Annotated in this window: 15 protein-coding genes and 1 pseudogene; 7 read left to right on the forward strand and 9 right to left on the reverse strand. The window is 60.6% G+C overall.

Annotation, left to right across the window (positions count from 1 at the left end; translation table 11 throughout):
* Nucleotides 1–260: 260 nt before the first annotated feature.
* Nucleotides 261–614 carry a hypothetical protein gene (locus tag K5E37_RS26230; protein ID WP_003225678.1) on the reverse strand — a complete coding sequence of 118 codons (354 nt, stop codon included), beginning with the start codon at nucleotides 612–614 and terminating at the stop codon, nucleotides 261–263.
* A gap of 516 nt (nucleotides 615–1,130) precedes the next feature.
* Between K5E37_RS26230 and K5E37_RS26235 the strand changes: the two genes are divergently transcribed.
* Nucleotides 1,131–6,017: an NAD-glutamate dehydrogenase gene (locus K5E37_RS26235; RefSeq protein ID WP_207982997.1), complete on the forward strand. Its 4,887-nt coding sequence runs from the start codon at nucleotides 1,131–1,133 to the stop codon at nucleotides 6,015–6,017.
* Nucleotides 6,018–6,101: 84 nt separating this feature from the next.
* On the opposite strand, the gene K5E37_RS26240 is transcribed toward K5E37_RS26235, so the two are convergent.
* The 5 genes from K5E37_RS26240 to K5E37_RS26260 all read right to left on the reverse strand — a co-directional run bounded on the left by K5E37_RS26240 (nucleotide 6,102) and on the right by K5E37_RS26260 (nucleotide 10,304).
* A complete protein-coding gene (locus K5E37_RS26240) occupies nucleotides 6,102–6,647 on the reverse strand; it encodes a hypothetical protein (RefSeq protein WP_221535540.1) in 546 nt (181 codons plus the stop codon).
* A gap of 243 nt (nucleotides 6,648–6,890) precedes the next feature.
* Entirely contained in the window at nucleotides 6,891–7,604 is a 714-nt protein-coding gene (locus tag K5E37_RS26245) for an ATPase (RefSeq protein ID WP_221535541.1), read from the reverse strand.
* Between the two features lie 228 nt (nucleotides 7,605–7,832).
* Complete coding sequence (locus tag K5E37_RS26250; protein WP_221535542.1) at nucleotides 7,833–8,252, reverse strand: cupin domain-containing protein; 420 nt, start codon at nucleotides 8,250–8,252, stop codon at nucleotides 7,833–7,835.
* A 201-nt stretch (nucleotides 8,253–8,453) separates the two neighbouring features.
* Nucleotides 8,454–8,747 (reverse strand): putative quinol monooxygenase, encoded by a 294-nt coding sequence (locus tag K5E37_RS26255; protein WP_007959339.1) that lies wholly within the window; start codon nucleotides 8,745–8,747, stop codon nucleotides 8,454–8,456.
* 120 nt (nucleotides 8,748–8,867) lie between these two features.
* Nucleotides 8,868–10,304, reverse strand: coding sequence for a PLP-dependent aminotransferase family protein (locus tag K5E37_RS26260; protein ID WP_221535543.1), 1,437 nt, complete (start codon nucleotides 10,302–10,304; stop codon nucleotides 8,868–8,870).
* A 91-nt stretch (nucleotides 10,305–10,395) separates the two neighbouring features.
* Here K5E37_RS26260 and K5E37_RS29775 point away from each other — a divergent pair.
* Both K5E37_RS29775 and K5E37_RS26265 read left to right on the forward strand, forming a co-directional pair.
* Nucleotides 10,396–10,506 (forward strand): annotated as a pseudogene (locus K5E37_RS29775) (metal ABC transporter ATP-binding protein); the annotation flags it as partial.
* Nucleotides 10,507–10,615: 109 nt separating this feature from the next.
* Nucleotides 10,616–11,056 (forward strand): carboxymuconolactone decarboxylase family protein, encoded by a 441-nt coding sequence (locus K5E37_RS26265; protein WP_007959341.1) that lies wholly within the window; start codon nucleotides 10,616–10,618, stop codon nucleotides 11,054–11,056.
* Nucleotides 11,057–11,203: 147 nt separating this feature from the next.
* Here K5E37_RS26265 and K5E37_RS26270 read toward each other — a convergent pair whose 3' ends face one another.
* Entirely contained in the window at nucleotides 11,204–11,518 is a 315-nt protein-coding gene (locus K5E37_RS26270) for a hypothetical protein (protein ID WP_221535544.1), read from the reverse strand.
* 195 nt (nucleotides 11,519–11,713) lie between these two features.
* On the opposite strand from K5E37_RS26270, the gene K5E37_RS26275 reads away from it, so the two are divergent.
* Genes K5E37_RS26275 through K5E37_RS26285 form a run of 3 tightly spaced genes read left to right on the forward strand, consistent with a single transcriptional unit; the run spans nucleotide 11,714 to nucleotide 13,920 of the window.
* Complete coding sequence (locus K5E37_RS26275) at nucleotides 11,714–12,388, forward strand: STN domain-containing protein (RefSeq protein ID WP_221535547.1); 675 nt, start codon at nucleotides 11,714–11,716, stop codon at nucleotides 12,386–12,388.
* Nucleotides 12,385–12,936 carry an RNA polymerase sigma factor gene (locus K5E37_RS26280; protein WP_011334580.1) on the forward strand — a complete coding sequence of 184 codons (552 nt, stop codon included), beginning with the start codon at nucleotides 12,385–12,387 and terminating at the stop codon, nucleotides 12,934–12,936. Before K5E37_RS26275 ends, K5E37_RS26280 begins: the two co-directional genes overlap by 4 nt.
* Nucleotides 12,937–12,981: 45 nt before the next feature.
* Entirely contained in the window at nucleotides 12,982–13,920 is a 939-nt protein-coding gene (locus K5E37_RS26285) for a FecR family protein (protein WP_221535548.1), read from the forward strand.
* On the opposite strand, the gene K5E37_RS26290 is transcribed toward K5E37_RS26285, so the two are convergent.
* Entirely contained in the window at nucleotides 13,921–14,529 is a 609-nt protein-coding gene (locus K5E37_RS26290) for a prepilin-type N-terminal cleavage/methylation domain-containing protein (RefSeq protein WP_221535545.1), read from the reverse strand. It abuts the gene before it with no gap.
* The gene (gene gspH / locus K5E37_RS26295) at nucleotides 14,526–14,978 is read right to left on the reverse strand and encodes a type II secretion system minor pseudopilin GspH (protein ID WP_011334577.1); all 453 of its coding nucleotides are present in this window, start codon (nucleotides 14,976–14,978) and stop codon (nucleotides 14,526–14,528) included. The genes K5E37_RS26290 and gspH overlap by 4 nt, the downstream gene beginning before the upstream one ends.
* Nucleotides 14,979–15,111: 133 nt before the next feature.
* On the opposite strand from gspH, the gene K5E37_RS26300 reads away from it, so the two are divergent.
* Nucleotides 15,112–15,429, forward strand: a 318-nt coding sequence (locus K5E37_RS26300) for a general secretion pathway protein GspC (RefSeq protein ID WP_221535546.1), incomplete at its 3' end; no start/stop codon positions are given.

The raw sequence follows: 15,429 nt of genomic DNA on the forward strand, positions 1-15,429 counted from the left end.
GGTGGCCACAGGCGTTCGGATAACGCCGGGGCTGGGGGCGTTACTTTAATCCATCGCAGGGGGTGGCGACTAACGGCATTTTGCGCAAAGTGCGGGAAATGACCGGGGCAATTGTTGGAATTTTGTAGGGTGGGGGAGGTGCGGTGTTCTTTCGGACCCTTTCGCGAGCAAGCTCGCTCCCACAATGAACCATGTTCTCCTGACAGAACGCGGTCACTGTGGGAGCGGGCTTGCTCGCGAAGGCGCCAGTTCAGACACCCTCAAATCTGGCTGATATAGGTGCCAGTACCATCAAGAATGTTCTTCAGGGTTTCCTCAACCTCAGCCAGATCCACCATGTCCGGATTGAAGGTGATTTCCAGCACATCATCCCCATTCAGCGCATCGGCATCCGCGGCCGCGATTTCGATCTTCAGCAGGGTCTTGGTCAAGGTGACCTTGACGCCATCAAGGGTCGACGGCTCGCCATCCAGCGTGATCTCCAGCTCGTCCTCGTCCGGGTAGCGGCTCATCAGGAACATGTCGCCCTTGTCGCTGTGGCAGCAGAGCATGGCCATGTTGTCTTCTTCGTCGTCGCACGGGTTGACGATCAAAAGGGCGGTGGTCATTTGCATGGGGAATTCCTGCCTCGGCGGGCTTGTTGGTCGCAATTGGGCGCGATTCTGCCAGCCCTCGGGAATTTCTGCATGTGAGAGTGTCAGAGGATGTGTCGTGAACGCGACACAGGTCAATGGTCATTCCTGGCACGCCTGTACCGTAAAAACGGGCATTCAGACCGGCGTTCCGCCCTATGAATGCTAGTGTTTACCGATGCGCAGGCCTTGGTTTACGTGCCAATGACCGAATATGTCGCAGCACCGCAAGCAGACACATTGTCGCACCCATTAAGCTGCGCAACGGATGAGCACCCGTAAAGGCATTGCCAGGGCCCCGCGAGCGGCGCCGGGCAGTCGTTTTTGCAGATGCCCATTCATGGAAGGTGAATGTGACCTGAGTGTCTCGTCCAGCTTCACCCACCTGTCACCCTGTTTCCTCTGCCCGAGAATCAGGAACAGGGCGACGGAACGCCCCGAAAGGGGTTTTGTACGCGACGCTTTCCATCAATAACAAGCCCAAGCGGAGTACCACAGATGGCGTTCTTCACCGCAGCCAGCAAAGCCGACTTCCAGCACCAACTGCAAGCGGCACTGGCGCAGCACATCAGTGAACAGGCACTGCCACAAGTGGCGCTGTTCGCTGAACAATTCTTCGGCATCATTTCCCTGGACGAGCTGACCCAACGTCGCCTCTCCGACCTCGCTGGCTGTACTCTTTCTGCGTGGCGCCTGCTTGAGCGCTTCGATCACGCGCAACCACAAGTGCGCGTCTACAACCCCGATTACGAACGTCACGGCTGGCAGTCGACCCACACCGCGGTCGAAGTGCTGCACCATGACTTGCCGTTCCTGGTGGACTCGGTGCGTACCGAGCTGAACCGTCGCGGCTACAGCATCCACACCCTGCAGACCACCGTGCTCAGCGTGCGTCGTGGCAGCAAGGGCGAGTTGCTGGAAATCCTGCCAAAAGGTTCGACCGGCGAAGGCGTGCTGCACGAGTCGCTGATGTACCTGGAAATCGACCGCTGCGCCAACGCGGCCGAACTGAATGTGCTGACCAAGGAACTGGAACAGGTCCTGGGTGAAGTCCGCGTCGCGGTCGCCGATTTCGAGCCGATGAAGGCCAAGGTGCAGGAAATCCTCACCAAGCTCGATAACAGCGCATTCGCCGTCGATGCCGACGAAAAGAACGAAATCAAGAGCTTCCTGGAATGGCTGGTGGGCAACCACTTCACCTTCCTCGGCTACGAAGAATTCACCGTGACCGATGAGCCGGATGGCGGCCACATCAAGTACGACCAGGATTCCTTCCTTGGCCTGACCAAACTGCTGCGCACCGGCATGACCTATGACGAGCTGCGCATCGAAGACTACGCCGTCAATTACCTGCGCGAACCGACCCTGCTGTCGTTCGCTAAAGCCGCGCACCCGAGCCGCGTACACCGTCCGGCCTACCCGGATTACGTGTCGATCCGTGAACTCGACGCCGACGGCAAAGTGATCAAGGAACACCGCTTCATGGGCCTGTACACCTCGTCGGTGTATGGCGAAAGCGTGCGGGTCATCCCGTTCATTCGCCGCAAGGTCGAGGAAATCGAGCGTCGCTCGGGCTTCCAGGCCAAGGCTCACCTGGGCAAGGAACTGGCACAGGTTCTGGAAGTGCTGCCGCGTGACGATCTGTTCCAGACTCCGGTCGACGAACTGTTCAGCACCGTGATGTCGATCGTGCAGATCCAGGAACGCAACAAGATCCGCGTGTTCCTGCGCAAAGACCCGTACGGTCGTTTCTGCTACTGCCTGGCCTACGTGCCGCGCGACATCTACTCCACCGAAGTTCGCCAGAAGATCCAGCAAGTATTGATGGAGCGCCTGAAAGCCTCCGACTGCGAATTCTGGACCTTCTTCTCCGAGTCCGTGCTGGCCCGCGTGCAACTGATCCTGCGCGTCGACCCGAAAAACCGCATCGACATCGACCCGCTGCAACTGGAAAACGAAGTCATCCAGGCCTGCCGCAGTTGGCAGGACGACTACGCCGCCCTGACCGTCGAAACCTTCGGCGAAGCCAACGGCACCAACGTGCTGGCCGACTTCCCGAAAGGCTTCCCGGCCGGCTACCGCGAGCGTTTCGCTGCGCATTCGGCCGTGGTCGACATGCAGCACCTGCTCAACCTGAGCGAGAAGAAGCCGCTGGCCATGAGCTTCTACCAGCCGCTGGCCTCCGGCCCACGCGAGCTGCACTGCAAGCTGTATCACGCCGATACCCCGCTAGCACTGTCCGACGTGCTGCCGATTCTGGAAAACCTCGGCCTGCGCGTGCTGGGTGAATTCCCGTACCGTCTGCGTCACACCAACGGTCGCGAGTTCTGGATCCACGACTTCGCGTTCACCGCCGCCGAAGGTCTGGACCTGGACATCCAGCAACTCAACGACACCCTGCAGGACGCGTTCGTCCACATCGTCCGTGGCGATGCCGAGAACGATGCGTTCAACCGTCTGGTGCTGACCGCCGGCCTGCCATGGCGCGACGTTGCGCTGCTGCGTGCCTACGCCCGCTACCTGAAGCAGATCCGCCTGGGCTTCGACCTCGGCTACATCGCCAGCACCCTGAACAACCACACCGACATCGCTCGCGAACTGACCCGGTTGTTCAAGACCCGTTTCTACCTGGCGCGCAAGCTCGGCAGCGATGATCTGGACGACAAGCAACAGCGTCTGGAGCAGGCCATCCTGACCGCGCTGGACGACGTTCAAGTCCTCAACGAAGACCGCATCCTGCGTCGTTACCTGGACCTGATCAAAGCGACCCTGCGTACCAACTTCTACCAGACCGACGCCAACGGCCAGAACAAGTCGTACTTCAGCTTCAAGTTCAACCCGCACTTGATCCCTGAGCTGCCGAAACCGGTTCCGAAGTTCGAAATTTTCGTTTACTCGCCACGCGTCGAAGGCGTGCACCTGCGCTTCGGCAACGTCGCTCGTGGTGGTCTGCGCTGGTCCGACCGTGAAGAAGACTTCCGTACTGAAGTCCTCGGCCTGGTAAAAGCCCAGCAAGTGAAGAACTCGGTCATCGTGCCGGTGGGTGCGAAGGGCGGCTTCCTGCCGCGTCGCCTGCCACTGGGCGGCAGCCGTGACGAGATCGCGGCCGAGGGTATCGCCTGCTACCGCATCTTCATCTCGGGTCTGCTGGACATCACCGACAACCTGAAGGACGGCAAACTGGTACCGCCGGCCAACGTCGTGCGTCATGACGACGATGACCCGTACCTGGTGGTTGCTGCGGACAAGGGCACTGCAACCTTCTCCGACATCGCCAACGGCATCGCCATCGACTACGGCTTCTGGCTAGGTGACGCGTTTGCGTCCGGTGGTTCGGCCGGTTACGACCACAAGAAAATGGGCATCACCGCCAAGGGCGCGTGGGTTGGCGTACAGCGCCACTTCCGCGAGCGCGGCATCAATGTCCAGGAAGACAGCATCACAGTGGTCGGCGTGGGTGACATGGCCGGTGACGTGTTCGGTAACGGCTTGCTGATGTCCGACAAGCTGCAACTGGTTGCCGCGTTCAACCACATGCACATCTTCATCGACCCGAACCCGAACCCGGCCACCAGCTTCGTCGAGCGTCAGCGCATGTTCGACCTGCCGCGTTCGGCCTGGTCCGACTACGACACCAGCATCATGTCCGAAGGCGGCGGCATCTTCTCGCGCAGCGCGAAGAGCATCGCCATCTCGCCACAGATGAAAGAGCGCTTCGACATCCAGGCCGACAAGCTGACCCCGACCGAACTGCTGAACGCCTTGCTCAAGGCGCCGGTGGATCTGCTGTGGAACGGCGGTATCGGTACTTACGTCAAAGCCAGCACCGAAAGCCACGCCGATGTCGGCGACAAGGCCAACGATGCACTGCGCGTGAACGGCAACGAACTGCGCTGCAAAGTGGTGGGCGAGGGCGGTAACCTCGGCATGACCCAACTGGGTCGTGTGGAATTCGGTCTCAATGGCGGCGGTTCCAACACCGACTTCATCGACAACGCCGGTGGCGTGGACTGCTCCGACCACGAAGTGAACATCAAGATCCTGCTGAACGAAGTGGTTCAGGCCGGCGACATGACCGACAAGCAACGCAACCAGTTGCTGGCGAGCATGACCGACGAAGTCGGTGGTCTGGTGCTGGGCAACAACTACAAGCAGACTCAGGCCCTGTCTCTGGCGGCCCGCCGCGCTTATGCGCGCATCGCCGAGTACAAACGTCTGATGGGCGACCTGGAAGGCCGTGGCAAGCTGGATCGCGCCATCGAGTTCCTGCCGACCGAAGAGCAACTGGCCGAACGCGTTGCCGAAGGCCATGGCCTGACCCGTCCAGAGCTGTCGGTGCTGATCTCGTACAGCAAGATCGACCTCAAGGAGCAGCTGCTGGGCTCCCTGGTGCCGGACGACGACTACCTGACCCGCGACATGGAAACGGCGTTCCCGCCGACTCTGGTCAGCAAGTTCTCCGAAGCCATGCGTCGTCACCGCCTGAAGCGCGAGATCGTCAGCACCCAGATCGCCAACGATCTGGTCAACCACATGGGCATCACCTTCGTTCAGCGACTCAAAGAGTCCACCGGCATGACCCCGGCGAACGTGGCTGGCGCTTATGTGATCGTGCGCGACATCTTCCACCTCCCGCACTGGTTCCGCCAAATAGAAGCCCTGGACTACCAGGTTTCCGCTGATGTGCAACTGGAGCTGATGGACGAGCTGATGCGTCTGGGCCGTCGCGCTACGCGCTGGTTCCTGCGTGCCCGCCGCAACGAGCAGAACGCTGCCCGTGACGTCGCGCATTTCGGTCCGCACCTGAAAGAGCTGGGCCTGAAGCTGGACGAGCTGCTGAGCGGCGAAATCCGCGAAAACTGGCAAGAGCGTTATCAGGCGTACGTCGCAGCCGGTGTTCCGGAGTTGCTGGCGCGTATGGTGGCGGGGACTACCCACCTCTACACGCTGCTGCCGATCATCGAAGCGGCCGACGTCACCGGTCAGGACCCAGCCGAAGTGGCCAAGGCGTACTTCGCCGTGGGCAGCGCGCTGGACATCACCTGGTACATTTCGCAGATCAGCGCCTTGCCGGTTGAAAACAACTGGCAAGCGCTGGCCCGTGAAGCGTTCCGCGACGACGTCGACTGGCAGCAACGCGCGATCACCATCGCCGTGCTGCAAGCGGGCGGCGGTGATTCGGACGTGGAAACCCGTCTGGCATTGTGGATGAAGCAGAACGACGCCATGATCGAACGCTGGCGCGCCATGCTGGTGGAAATCCGTGCCGCCAGCGGCACCGACTACGCCATGTACGCGGTGGCCAACCGCGAGCTGAACGACGTGGCGCTGAGCGGTCAGGCAGTTGTCCCTGCTGCGGCGACTGCGGAGCTTGAGCTTGCTTGAGTAGCCGTTGAATGAAAAAGCCCCGCTCTCGAAAGAGGCGGGGCTTTTTATTTATGGCGGGTTTATGCGCGGGTCTGCGAGATATCAATCCTCGTCAACCAAATCCTCGTACGTGTCCGGCGTAGCGCCGGGGTAATCAACATTCCTTTGCAGGATTTCGAGGTTGAACTTCAGGGTTGTACCTGCGCGCTCACTGAAATATTGAGCGTTGCTATTGGACTGGATGATTCCGGCATTTCGGGCTTTCAGGTAAATATTTGCGTTGTTTGTGCCCAGGTCATCAAGTGTGATGATTCTTTTGTTGTCATCCAGCAAGTTGAAGGAGGTTGTTTTTCCGCCAGCACCCGGCATGGCGCTGAGCTTCCCGGTAGCGCCTTTGCTGATGTAGTGAGCAAAGTAACCATGACCACGAATCTCGATGTTGTAGTAATCCTCGTAACATGCGAAGTAGGCAATGAACTTGGGGTAGGTTCGTGTCGGTCCAGCCGGGTGACGCGGTTGGGACGGCAGCGTGGTGAGGACATTGGCTTCGCTGGCAGGGTAACTTTCATTCAGCAGATTCCGGAAAGTCAAACGGCTGCCGTTATATTCCAGGTGTGCGTAAAACGATCTTTTTTGATTCAGGCTCATAATGATCTTCCATGATGTCGAGTGGGTCTTGCGTGGTGTGGCGACTAATCTAATTGAGGTTTTTTCAGATGGAAGTCTGCAAGCGTTGCGAGGTATTGCTGTGTGAGGGACATGACGGCTGAGGGCAGTTTTAAAGCGGGTTTGAATGTTGTTTTATACTTCTATTTTAATATGTGTATTTCGAACCAATACCTCTCCCTGGCGATCTCCTTTTCGGGAGATGCCAGGGGTCAAAGGGGGCTGTCAGTGCAGGTTTTGCCCCTGCTTGTGATCAAGCATCGACACGTTACCTGCCGACCTGGTCAATAAATTACTGAGCGACTGGTCAAACTTCTGCAACGCCCGAACTTGCACATTCTGCTGTTCATTAATATCCGCCACGATATCTTCCGAACGTTTGTAATCCGCCCATAACGGACTCAGAGCTCTGGCGTCCGTCCCTTGGGCCGTGCCGATATAGTTGAACTTCCCGTCATAAAAGTCCGCACTCACATCCGCCTTGACGTCCGAACTGCGCGACGTAATCAACTGGCTGTGAGTGTCGACGATCGCCACCACATCCGGGTTGGCCGCGCGCAGGCTCTGCATGTCGGGATACACCGTAACCGAGCCAAACTGGCGTTGCAGCGAGGTTTTGACCCAATCCACCGCCATGTCCGGTTTCGAGGTGGCGACGTAGGCATCGTGGATCGGCTGCACCAGCAGGCTCTGGCCGAAACCGGTGCCGGCGTTGGCCTGATAGTTGCGCAGGTAGTCGCGGTTGGTCTGGGTGCTCGGGCTATAAATCACGCCCAGCGACACGCCAGGGCCGGCCTTCACGGTGGTCATGTGGCTGCGACCCACCGGGTGGGGCAGCAAGGTGTCGAGCGACGATACCGCTTTGGGCGCGGTGGGGACCGAGCAGGCCGTCAGTGTCAGCAGTGAAAGGAACAGAGTGCTGGCGAACGCAGGTTTCATGGTGTTTCTCCCGTGAAACAACTTCAGTCGGAAAGTTTAAGTTGCCACTCTTCGCGGCAGTTGAATCAGACTAAACCTGTGGCGGTTTTATGAAACGACCAATCAGTGAAGTTATCAGGAGACCAATAGTTTGATTTGCTGTAAGCCGCGCAGGTTAATTGCGACCAGCATTAAAAACGCCCAAATCGACGATTTGAGCGTTTTTATTTATGGCTGACGTAACAGCAATCAGTTTTCCAGAGGGATCAACACTTTCTCATCGGGCGACAGCACCATGAACACCAACAACTTGGCCGGCTTGCTCTTGCTGGCGTTTTTCGAGACCAAATGCTCGGAACCGGCCGGCTCGTACCAGTACTGGCCCTTCTTGTAGGTGATCGGTTGTTCACCTTTGACCTGGGAAACGATCTCGCCTTCAAGCACGTAGGCCATGGCGGTGCCGTCGTGTTTGTGGGCGATCGAGGACTGGCCGGGTTTGTAATCGACTTCGATCATCATGGCTTTTTTGCCGGGGACGTTTTTCAGCATCTGATCCTGCAGCACCGAGATTTTCTCGGACGGGGCATCGGTGCCGTGGGCCAGTGCCGAAGCGCTGATGGTAAGGGCCAGAGCGGCGAACGGGGCGGCAAGCAAGTGCAGGACTTTCATGGTGATCACCTGATAAGTTGGGGGAGTCGGTAATCACAGTAGTCCGCGTGCCGGGGTATTCAAACGGCCAATATTCGGGAAGTTCGGGTGACCAATCTGGGGGATTCTGCGCTTTCGAATACGCCTTCGCGAGCAAGCTCGCTCCCACATTCAACCGTATTCAAATGTGGGAGCGAGCCTGCTCGCGATGGGTCTTTAAGGTCAAACGATCGGAAAGGAGTTGAAATCGACGCTATTGGCCAGACGACTGTCGATCAGGTCGATGAAGCCCTGGGCTTCCGGGCGATTGAAATGCGCCTGCATTGCCGCTTCCGACTGCCAGCGGGCGCTGACCGTCCAGCGGTGGCTGTCCTCGGGGCAGCGGTCGACCATGTAGGAATCGCAGCCCGGCGTTTCGCGCAGGGTTTCGACGATCTTCTGCAACTGCTTGCCCAGCTCCTCCGATCGGCCGGCTGCAGCCTGCACCTGTACGGTGTTGATCACTTCGTTGGACATTGCTCACACTCCTGAATCAGGCCGGACGAATCCTGCTCATTGAGGGATAACGCTTGTGCAGGATAGGCCTGCACCCCCGGATCACCAATAACCAATCGGCGGTTAATCGTTTAGTCCAATCTAACCAACGACCTGTTGCAGAATGTCGCGCAGGCGGTCGAGCGCAATGTCGATGTCCAGCGTCTCGATGGCGCCGAAACCGAAGTACATCCCGCTTTTGGCCGGTTGCTGGTAATAGAAGCCGTCGATGGCGTACAGCCCGACTTCGACCTTCTTCGCCAGTTCGATCACCAGCGGCAAATCGATCGGCACCTTGCAGAACACCGCCATGTGAAACCCCGCGCTGGGCGGCACGGCTTCCAGCCACGGCGAAAGGTCGGTGGCCATGCGCGCCAGAATCCGCTCGCGGCGCTGGGCATAAATGGTATGGCAGCGGCGGATGTGCTTGAGCAGACAGCCTTCGGCAATGAACTTGGCCAGCGCCCATTGCGGCAGGGTAGAGGCGTGCAGGTCGGTGAGCTGCTTGGCGCGGATCACCGCTTCGAGGATCGCCGGCGGCAGGATCGCGTAGCCGAGGCGCAGCTCGGGCAAGAGGGTTTTCGAGAAGGTTCCGACGTAGGCAACGATGCCGCGCTGATCGAGCTTGTGCAGCGAATCCGTCGGGCGACCCTCGTAGCGGAACTCGCTGTCATAGTCGTCCTCGATGATGATCGCGCCGAGTTCATAAGCCCGTTCGAGCAGGGCTTCGCGCCGCGCCTGACTCATCGGCATGCCCAGCGGGAACTGGTGCGACGGCGTCACGTAGATCAGCCGTGTGCCCTCGGGAATCCGCTCGACCTGAATCCCTTCCGCATCCACCGGCACGCCGACCACCGTCGCCCCGTGAGTGCCGAACAACAGCCGCGCCGGCGGGTAACCGGGATCTTCCATCGCCACCAGACTGCCGGGACGGATCAACACGCGGGTGATCAAATCCAGCGCCTGTTGCGCGCCGTTGCACACTACGATGTCCTCGTCCTGACAGTTCACGCCACGGGAAAACGCGATGTGCCGGGCAATCGCATTGCGCAGCGCCGGCAGGCCTTCCGGCACGCTGTAAAAACCTTTGGAATTGGCCATCTGCCGCAGCGCGTGAGAGACGCAGCGGCGCCAGTCATCCTGGGGAAACTGGCCCTTGCTGGTGGCGCCGCCGATGAAGTCATAGCGCAGCGAACCCTCAAGCGTTGGATGGCGCAGGAACACCGGCAGATTGCGCCAACTCTCGATAACCTCGGAACTGGCCAGTTCGGAATGGCTTTGCTTGCGCTGGACCGGCGTCGAACGGGCGTTGACGTAAGTGCCTTTGCCGATCACGCCGGTGAGGAAATTCTCGTAGGTGAGCTGCGCGTAAGTGTCGGAAATGGTCTTGCGCGAAATCCCCAGTTGCTCGGCGAGCAAACGGCTGGGCGGCAACTGCGTGCCGGCGGCCAGACGCCCGGATTCAATGGCGCCGCGCAGTTGCTGATACAACTGGCCGGCCAGGTCCTTGCGGCCGTTGATCACGACATGAAGTTCCATACCGAGGGGGCTCTCCGGGCGATTGAGTGTGCCGGCCAGATTACTCCCGAATGCGGGCGGGGCAGAAGTTGCGTAGTGCAATTATCCGGAATTGGCGCAAAACCCTGTGGGAGCGAGCTTGCTCGCGAAAGCGGTGTCTCAGTCGACATCGATGTTGAATTTAATGCCCCCATCGCGAGCAAGCTCGCTCCCACAGGTATCGTGTTTGGCTCGGGTTCAGTGGTCTGCCGTTTTTTCGTGGAATTGGGGCTGTAACGTTGTCGAATCAGCGCTTACCGTGAAATGACTCTTCTGCTGCCCGAGGCCCGCCCATGTCCCCGCGTCTGGATTACTACAGCGCTTCACCCAAAGCCATGAAAGCGATGATTGCCCTGGAAGCGCTGACCAGCAGCCTGAGCATCGAACCGCCGCTGCTGCACCTGATCAAGATCCGTGCCTCGCAGCTCAACGGCTGTGCGTTCTGCACCGACATGCATTCGGTGGAAGCACGGCGGGCAGGGGAGACGGACCGGCGCCTGTACGCGATCGCAGTCTGGCGCGACAGCGGCTTCTTCAACCTGCGCGAACGTGCGGCGCTGGCCTGGACCGAGGCAGTGACGCTGCTGGCGGACAGCCGGGTGCCCGACGATGTTTACCAGCAGGCGCGGGAACAGTTCAACGAGACTGAACTGGTGGACCTGACCATGGCCGTGAGCACCATCAACAGCTGGAATCGTCTGGCGGTGAGCTTTCGCCAGATTCCCAGCGATTGATCACGAGCCATCAATCGCTGCGCCCCCTAACACGCTGATCGTTCCCACGCTCCGCGTGGGAATGCCTCTAGGGACGCTCCGCGTCCAGTGACGCAGAGCGTCACGGCTGCATTCCCACGCAGGAGCGTGGGAACGATCAGGTAAAAGTTAGTTCGGTGGCCGCTGCGGTTTCACCGACGTACCAAAGGTGTTGCCCATCCGCGTAGCCGTGGCCGCCGGCGTCGCCAGCCCCACCTGATTCGGCGGGCGCTTGTTGACCGGCACATTCATCGCTTCCTGATTCTTCTGCGCAGCCGCCGCGCCATCGGGGTTGTTGCCCATCTGCTGGCTCAGGCAATCGTAATTCGGCGCCTTGTAGCCACCCACCGTCACCTCGACGCAGCCCAGCGGTTCCTCCGCGTGCGCACCGCCAAACGCCATCAGCAACAACCCGCCGAAGACGACTTTCCAGACTGATTTCATGCCTGCCTCCTGGCCGGCCCGAAGGGGCCGCTCTAGCTCAAGAGTCTAGTGCAACGGCGGCGCCGATCCCGTGATGGTTTTTTTGCAGTGGCCGTCACACCAGATTCATAAACAGCCCTCAGGATGACGGTTTTCAGGGATACATCAGCCGTGCAGCGAGGCCGTGCCAGGGAGGATGTCGTGCGCTCAGCGCTCATGCGCCAGCTCTGTCTGGGGCTGCTGCTTGGCTTGTTTCTGAGCCGCGCCAGCGCCGATCCGGTGCCGGCGACGATGCGTATGACGCTGCACATCCCGGCCCAGGAACTGGCCCGCGCCCTCGATCAGTTCAGCCGCGCCACGGGCATGGCGGTGCTGGTCGACAGCCAGTTGAGCCGCGGTCGACGTTCCTTGGCGGTAGATGGCGAATTCACTGCCGCCGAAGCATTGCGCCGGATGCTCGGCGGCAGCGGCTTGATGGCCAAGTACAGCCGCGACGACGCGTTCACCTTGCAGGTTGCGCAAGTCGAGGAAGTGCCAATGCCGGCGGAGAAACCGCCCCCCGCCAGCGCAGCCGTCAACCGCAGTTACGCCACAGCGGTGCAGGCCGCGATTGAACGCAACCTGTGCCGCTCGCCGCTGACCCGGCCCGGCAGTTTTCGCGCGGTGTTGCAGCTGTGGATCGGCCGCGACGGCGTGGTGCAGCACAACCGGTTGGTCACCACCACTGGCGATGTTCGGCGCGATGCAGCGCTGGTAGACAGTTTTCACACGCTCAAGATCGACCGGCCCACACCCGGCGCATTGCGCCAGCCAGTCACGTTGCTGTTGTTACCCGAATCGTCAGGAAAGCGCATGGAATGCACACAATGGGAAGGAGTTTCCGGGGGATGAAAGACGCCGGACAAAGTTCGATGGTCCAGCTGTTCCTGACGTCCTACGAGGACTTTCGGGTGCGCCTGCGACGCCGTCTCGGCTCGGAGGACCTGGCCAACGACGTGCTGCACGAAACCTACCTGCGGGTCGACCGCATGGAAGCGCCGCCGAACCTGCTGCGGCCCAACGCCTACCTCTATCGCATGGCCCTCAACATCGCCGCCGACCGCCGCCAGGCCGATGCGCGATTGCTCACCGGCAGCGAAGTCGAAGAACTGCTGCAAGTCAGCGACGAAGCGCTGGACCCGATGCGCGTGGTCGGCGGCCAAAAGGAAATCCAGTCCCTGCTCAGCGCCCTCTACGAACTGCCGGCCCGGCGGCGCCGGATCTTCATCGCCGCACGGCTGGAAGAAGCGCCGCACCTGGAAATCTCCCAGCGTTTCGGCATCTCCACGCGCATGGTCGAGAAGGAAATCAAGGCTGCCCTCGGACACTGCGCGGCCAAACTGGAAAGAAAAGTGTTTCAGCGGTTCGGTCGCGGGGCCGGAAAACCGTCTAGTGAATGAAGCTCCGATTGAGTGTCCCGATCAACCCGTCGAGTACCTGCGCGTTTGAACATCTTCCGTCTGACACCTGCCGAGCCCACGCCTGCCGAGCGTCTGCAAAGCGAAGCCCGCGACTGGCTGATCCTGCTGACCTCCGGCCGCGCCACGGTCGCCGACGCCCGAGCGCTGCGCCAGTGGTGTGCGCAAAGCCCGGAACACGCCCGCGCCTTCGAAGAGTGCAAGGCGTTGTGGCACCTGCTGCAACCGGCAGCCGAAGCGACGCAAGCGCCACGCCGGTTTGGACGCCGGGCCTTTCTTGGCGGCGCGATTGCCGCATCGGCCGCGTTCCTGCTGGTGCGCGGCACGATTCCGGGCGGGTTCTCCGGGCTTGGCGCCGATTACATCACCGAAGTCGGCCAGCAACGTCGCGTCGAACCGGCCGATGGCTTGAGCCTGGAACTGAACACCCAGACACGCATCAACCAACGCTCGGTGGATGAGGGCGTGCAAGGTTTTGAACTGGTCAGCGGCGAAGTCGAAGTGCAGACCGCGCGGCTGCCGATGGCGATGCAGGCCGGTGGCGGTTGGCTGCGGGCGAGCAGGGCGCGGTTCAACCTGCGTAACCTAGATCAACAGGTTTGCGTGACGTGCCTCGATGGCGCGGTAGAAGTGGAAGTTGAAGGCCGCAGCCTGCGCCTGGAGCCGGGCCAGCAATTGACCTATGACGCGCAACAGGTCGGCACCGTGCAAAGCGTCGACACCGCAGCGGTGATGAACTGGCGGCAGCAGGTGCTGGTGTTCAACGGCGCGACCCTGAGCCAGATGATCGACGAGATCAACCGCTACCGCCCAGGCATGTTGCTGCTGCTCAATCGCGCACTCGGCCAACGCCGCGTACAGGCACGTTTCTCCCTCGACCAACTGGCCGGGGTAGGCGCGCTGATCCGCGATGCCTACGGCGTCAAATGCACCGAACTGCCGGGCGGTGTAGTCGTTCTCAGCTGATCACTGCAAGGGCCCCATGACTTGCCGGTACTTCTCCGGCCCTTGCGGTGTTTGCCGGGTCAACCGCACCTCCAACCCCAACGGATCCTCCCGCCGATTCCCGCTCAACTGCCGCCACCCCTTATCCATCTCCCAAACCCGCACCTGCAAATCACTCACCTCACCCAAAACCGCCACCCCCGCCGTAGGCGCCGGCAACGGATACCGACTCCGCGCCGGCGCCACCGCGCGATACAACGTGTCCCCCTTGAGCCACCAGCGCACCCGCTGCAACGCTCCCGGCTGATCCGCCGCACTCCGAATGATGTCCAGCCGAAACCCCTTACTGTCACTGCTGCGCACCGTAACGGCAGGCGGGGCCGTCGCCGGTTCATCCTCGGTGCCGACCTTCTTCGGCTCCGTCAGCTCGATCCCCGCGCGCATCTCCACATCCCGCTGCATCTGATTCAACGCCCGCAACAGGCTGTCGCTCTGCTCACCACTGGCCTGCAAATGGCTGTCGGCGCGGGTGACACTGTCCAGCCCCTTCCAGGCAATCAGACTGACCACCGCCATCAACAGAATCGCGACCATCACCTCGATCAGCGTAAAACCGTGTTGTCTGTTCATTGCACGCTAATCCGGCCCGAAGCATCGCGCAGCACACTCAACCGATTGAGCCCGTCAGACAGCGTCAACTGCAGCGGCGGATTGATCCACTCCGCGTTCAGCACCACTTTCTGCTTCGGCTCCACCCGTACTTCCAGCTTCGGACTCTGCCAGGGACGCGGCCGCAACTGCGGGTCCCGATCGAAATGATCAAAGCCCTTGCCACTGTCACTGCGCCGACTGAACCGAAACCCCTTGCCATCGCTCAACCACGCAATCGGCCGGCCATCGGCGCGGGCCTCAGCCTGGGCAATCTGCAGCAACTGCGCCACGCGCTCGGCGTCCTTGCGCAGCAACTGCAACGGATCGGGCTTGATACTCAAACTGATCGCCGCACTGGCGATGCCGATGATCACCAGCACCACCATCAACTCGATCAGCGTAAAACCCTGCTGCCTGCACCGGTTCATCGAATGCGCACTCCCTTGCGTCCAGCCCCGTCCCAAAAAACCATCCTGCACGGCCAACATGTAAGGTGTGTGAAATAAAACCGTGAGAATTGCCGCGTAGTCTGGTCACCGGGACTAAAAGGAGATTCAGCCCATGAGGTTCACCGCACGCTTTTCACCCCCCGAAATCATCCAGGCCGCCGCGCTGCTGACCGCCCTGGTCGGCATCGCCACCTGGTCATCCCTGCTCCTGACCACCGCCGAATCCCACACCCCGGCGGCCACGCCGCAACTGCTCGCCGCACGCAGCGACAACCCGGCGTTGCAATGGTTTTCCAACCGCACGGCGCCGGTGGAAATCAAAGTCAGCGGCGTGATGGCGGGGAGTCGCGGGGCGGTGGCGATACTCAGCCTCAACGACGGACCACCTAGGAGTTTTTTGCAGGGGGAACGGGTGAGTCCTGGGGTGAAA

Origin of the sequence: Pseudomonas sp. RIT778 (genome assembly GCF_019718735.1) — a bacterium.
In the GTDB taxonomy this organism is placed as follows: domain Bacteria; phylum Pseudomonadota; class Gammaproteobacteria; order Pseudomonadales; family Pseudomonadaceae; genus Aquipseudomonas; species Aquipseudomonas aphyarum.

Bases quoted from the DNA above. Each gene is read 5' to 3' on its own strand.
- K5E37_RS26270 (WP_221535544.1), bottom strand. From the start codon at position 11,518: ATGAAATCAGTCTGGAAAGTCGTCTTCGGCGGGTTGTTGCTGATGGCG.
- K5E37_RS26260 (WP_221535543.1), bottom strand. From the start codon at position 10,304: ATGGAACTTCATGTCGTGATCAACGGCCGCAAGGACCTGGCCGGCCAG.
- K5E37_RS26245 (WP_221535541.1), bottom strand. From the start codon at position 7,604: ATGAAACCTGCGTTCGCCAGCACTCTGTTCCTTTCACTGCTGACACTG.
- gspH (WP_011334577.1), bottom strand. From the start codon at position 14,978: ATGAACCGGTGCAGGCAGCAGGGTTTTACGCTGATCGAGTTGATGGTG.
- K5E37_RS26255 (WP_007959339.1), bottom strand. From the start codon at position 8,747: ATGTCCAACGAAGTGATCAACACCGTACAGGTGCAGGCTGCAGCCGGC.
- K5E37_RS26280 (WP_011334580.1), top strand. From the start codon at position 12,385: ATGAAAGACGCCGGACAAAGTTCGATGGTCCAGCTGTTCCTGACGTCC.
- K5E37_RS26290 (WP_221535545.1), bottom strand. From the start codon at position 14,529: ATGAACAGACAACACGGTTTTACGCTGATCGAGGTGATGGTCGCGATT.
- K5E37_RS26235 (WP_207982997.1), top strand. From the start codon at position 1,131: ATGGCGTTCTTCACCGCAGCCAGCAAAGCCGACTTCCAGCACCAACTG.
- K5E37_RS26275 (WP_221535547.1), top strand. From the start codon at position 11,714: ATGCGCCAGCTCTGTCTGGGGCTGCTGCTTGGCTTGTTTCTGAGCCGC.
- K5E37_RS26265 (WP_007959341.1), top strand. From the start codon at position 10,616: ATGTCCCCGCGTCTGGATTACTACAGCGCTTCACCCAAAGCCATGAAA.
- K5E37_RS26250 (WP_221535542.1), bottom strand. From the start codon at position 8,252: ATGAAAGTCCTGCACTTGCTTGCCGCCCCGTTCGCCGCTCTGGCCCTT.
- K5E37_RS26230 (WP_003225678.1), bottom strand. From the start codon at position 614: ATGCAAATGACCACCGCCCTTTTGATCGTCAACCCGTGCGACGACGAA.
- K5E37_RS26240 (WP_221535540.1), bottom strand. From the start codon at position 6,647: ATGAGCCTGAATCAAAAAAGATCGTTTTACGCACACCTGGAATATAAC.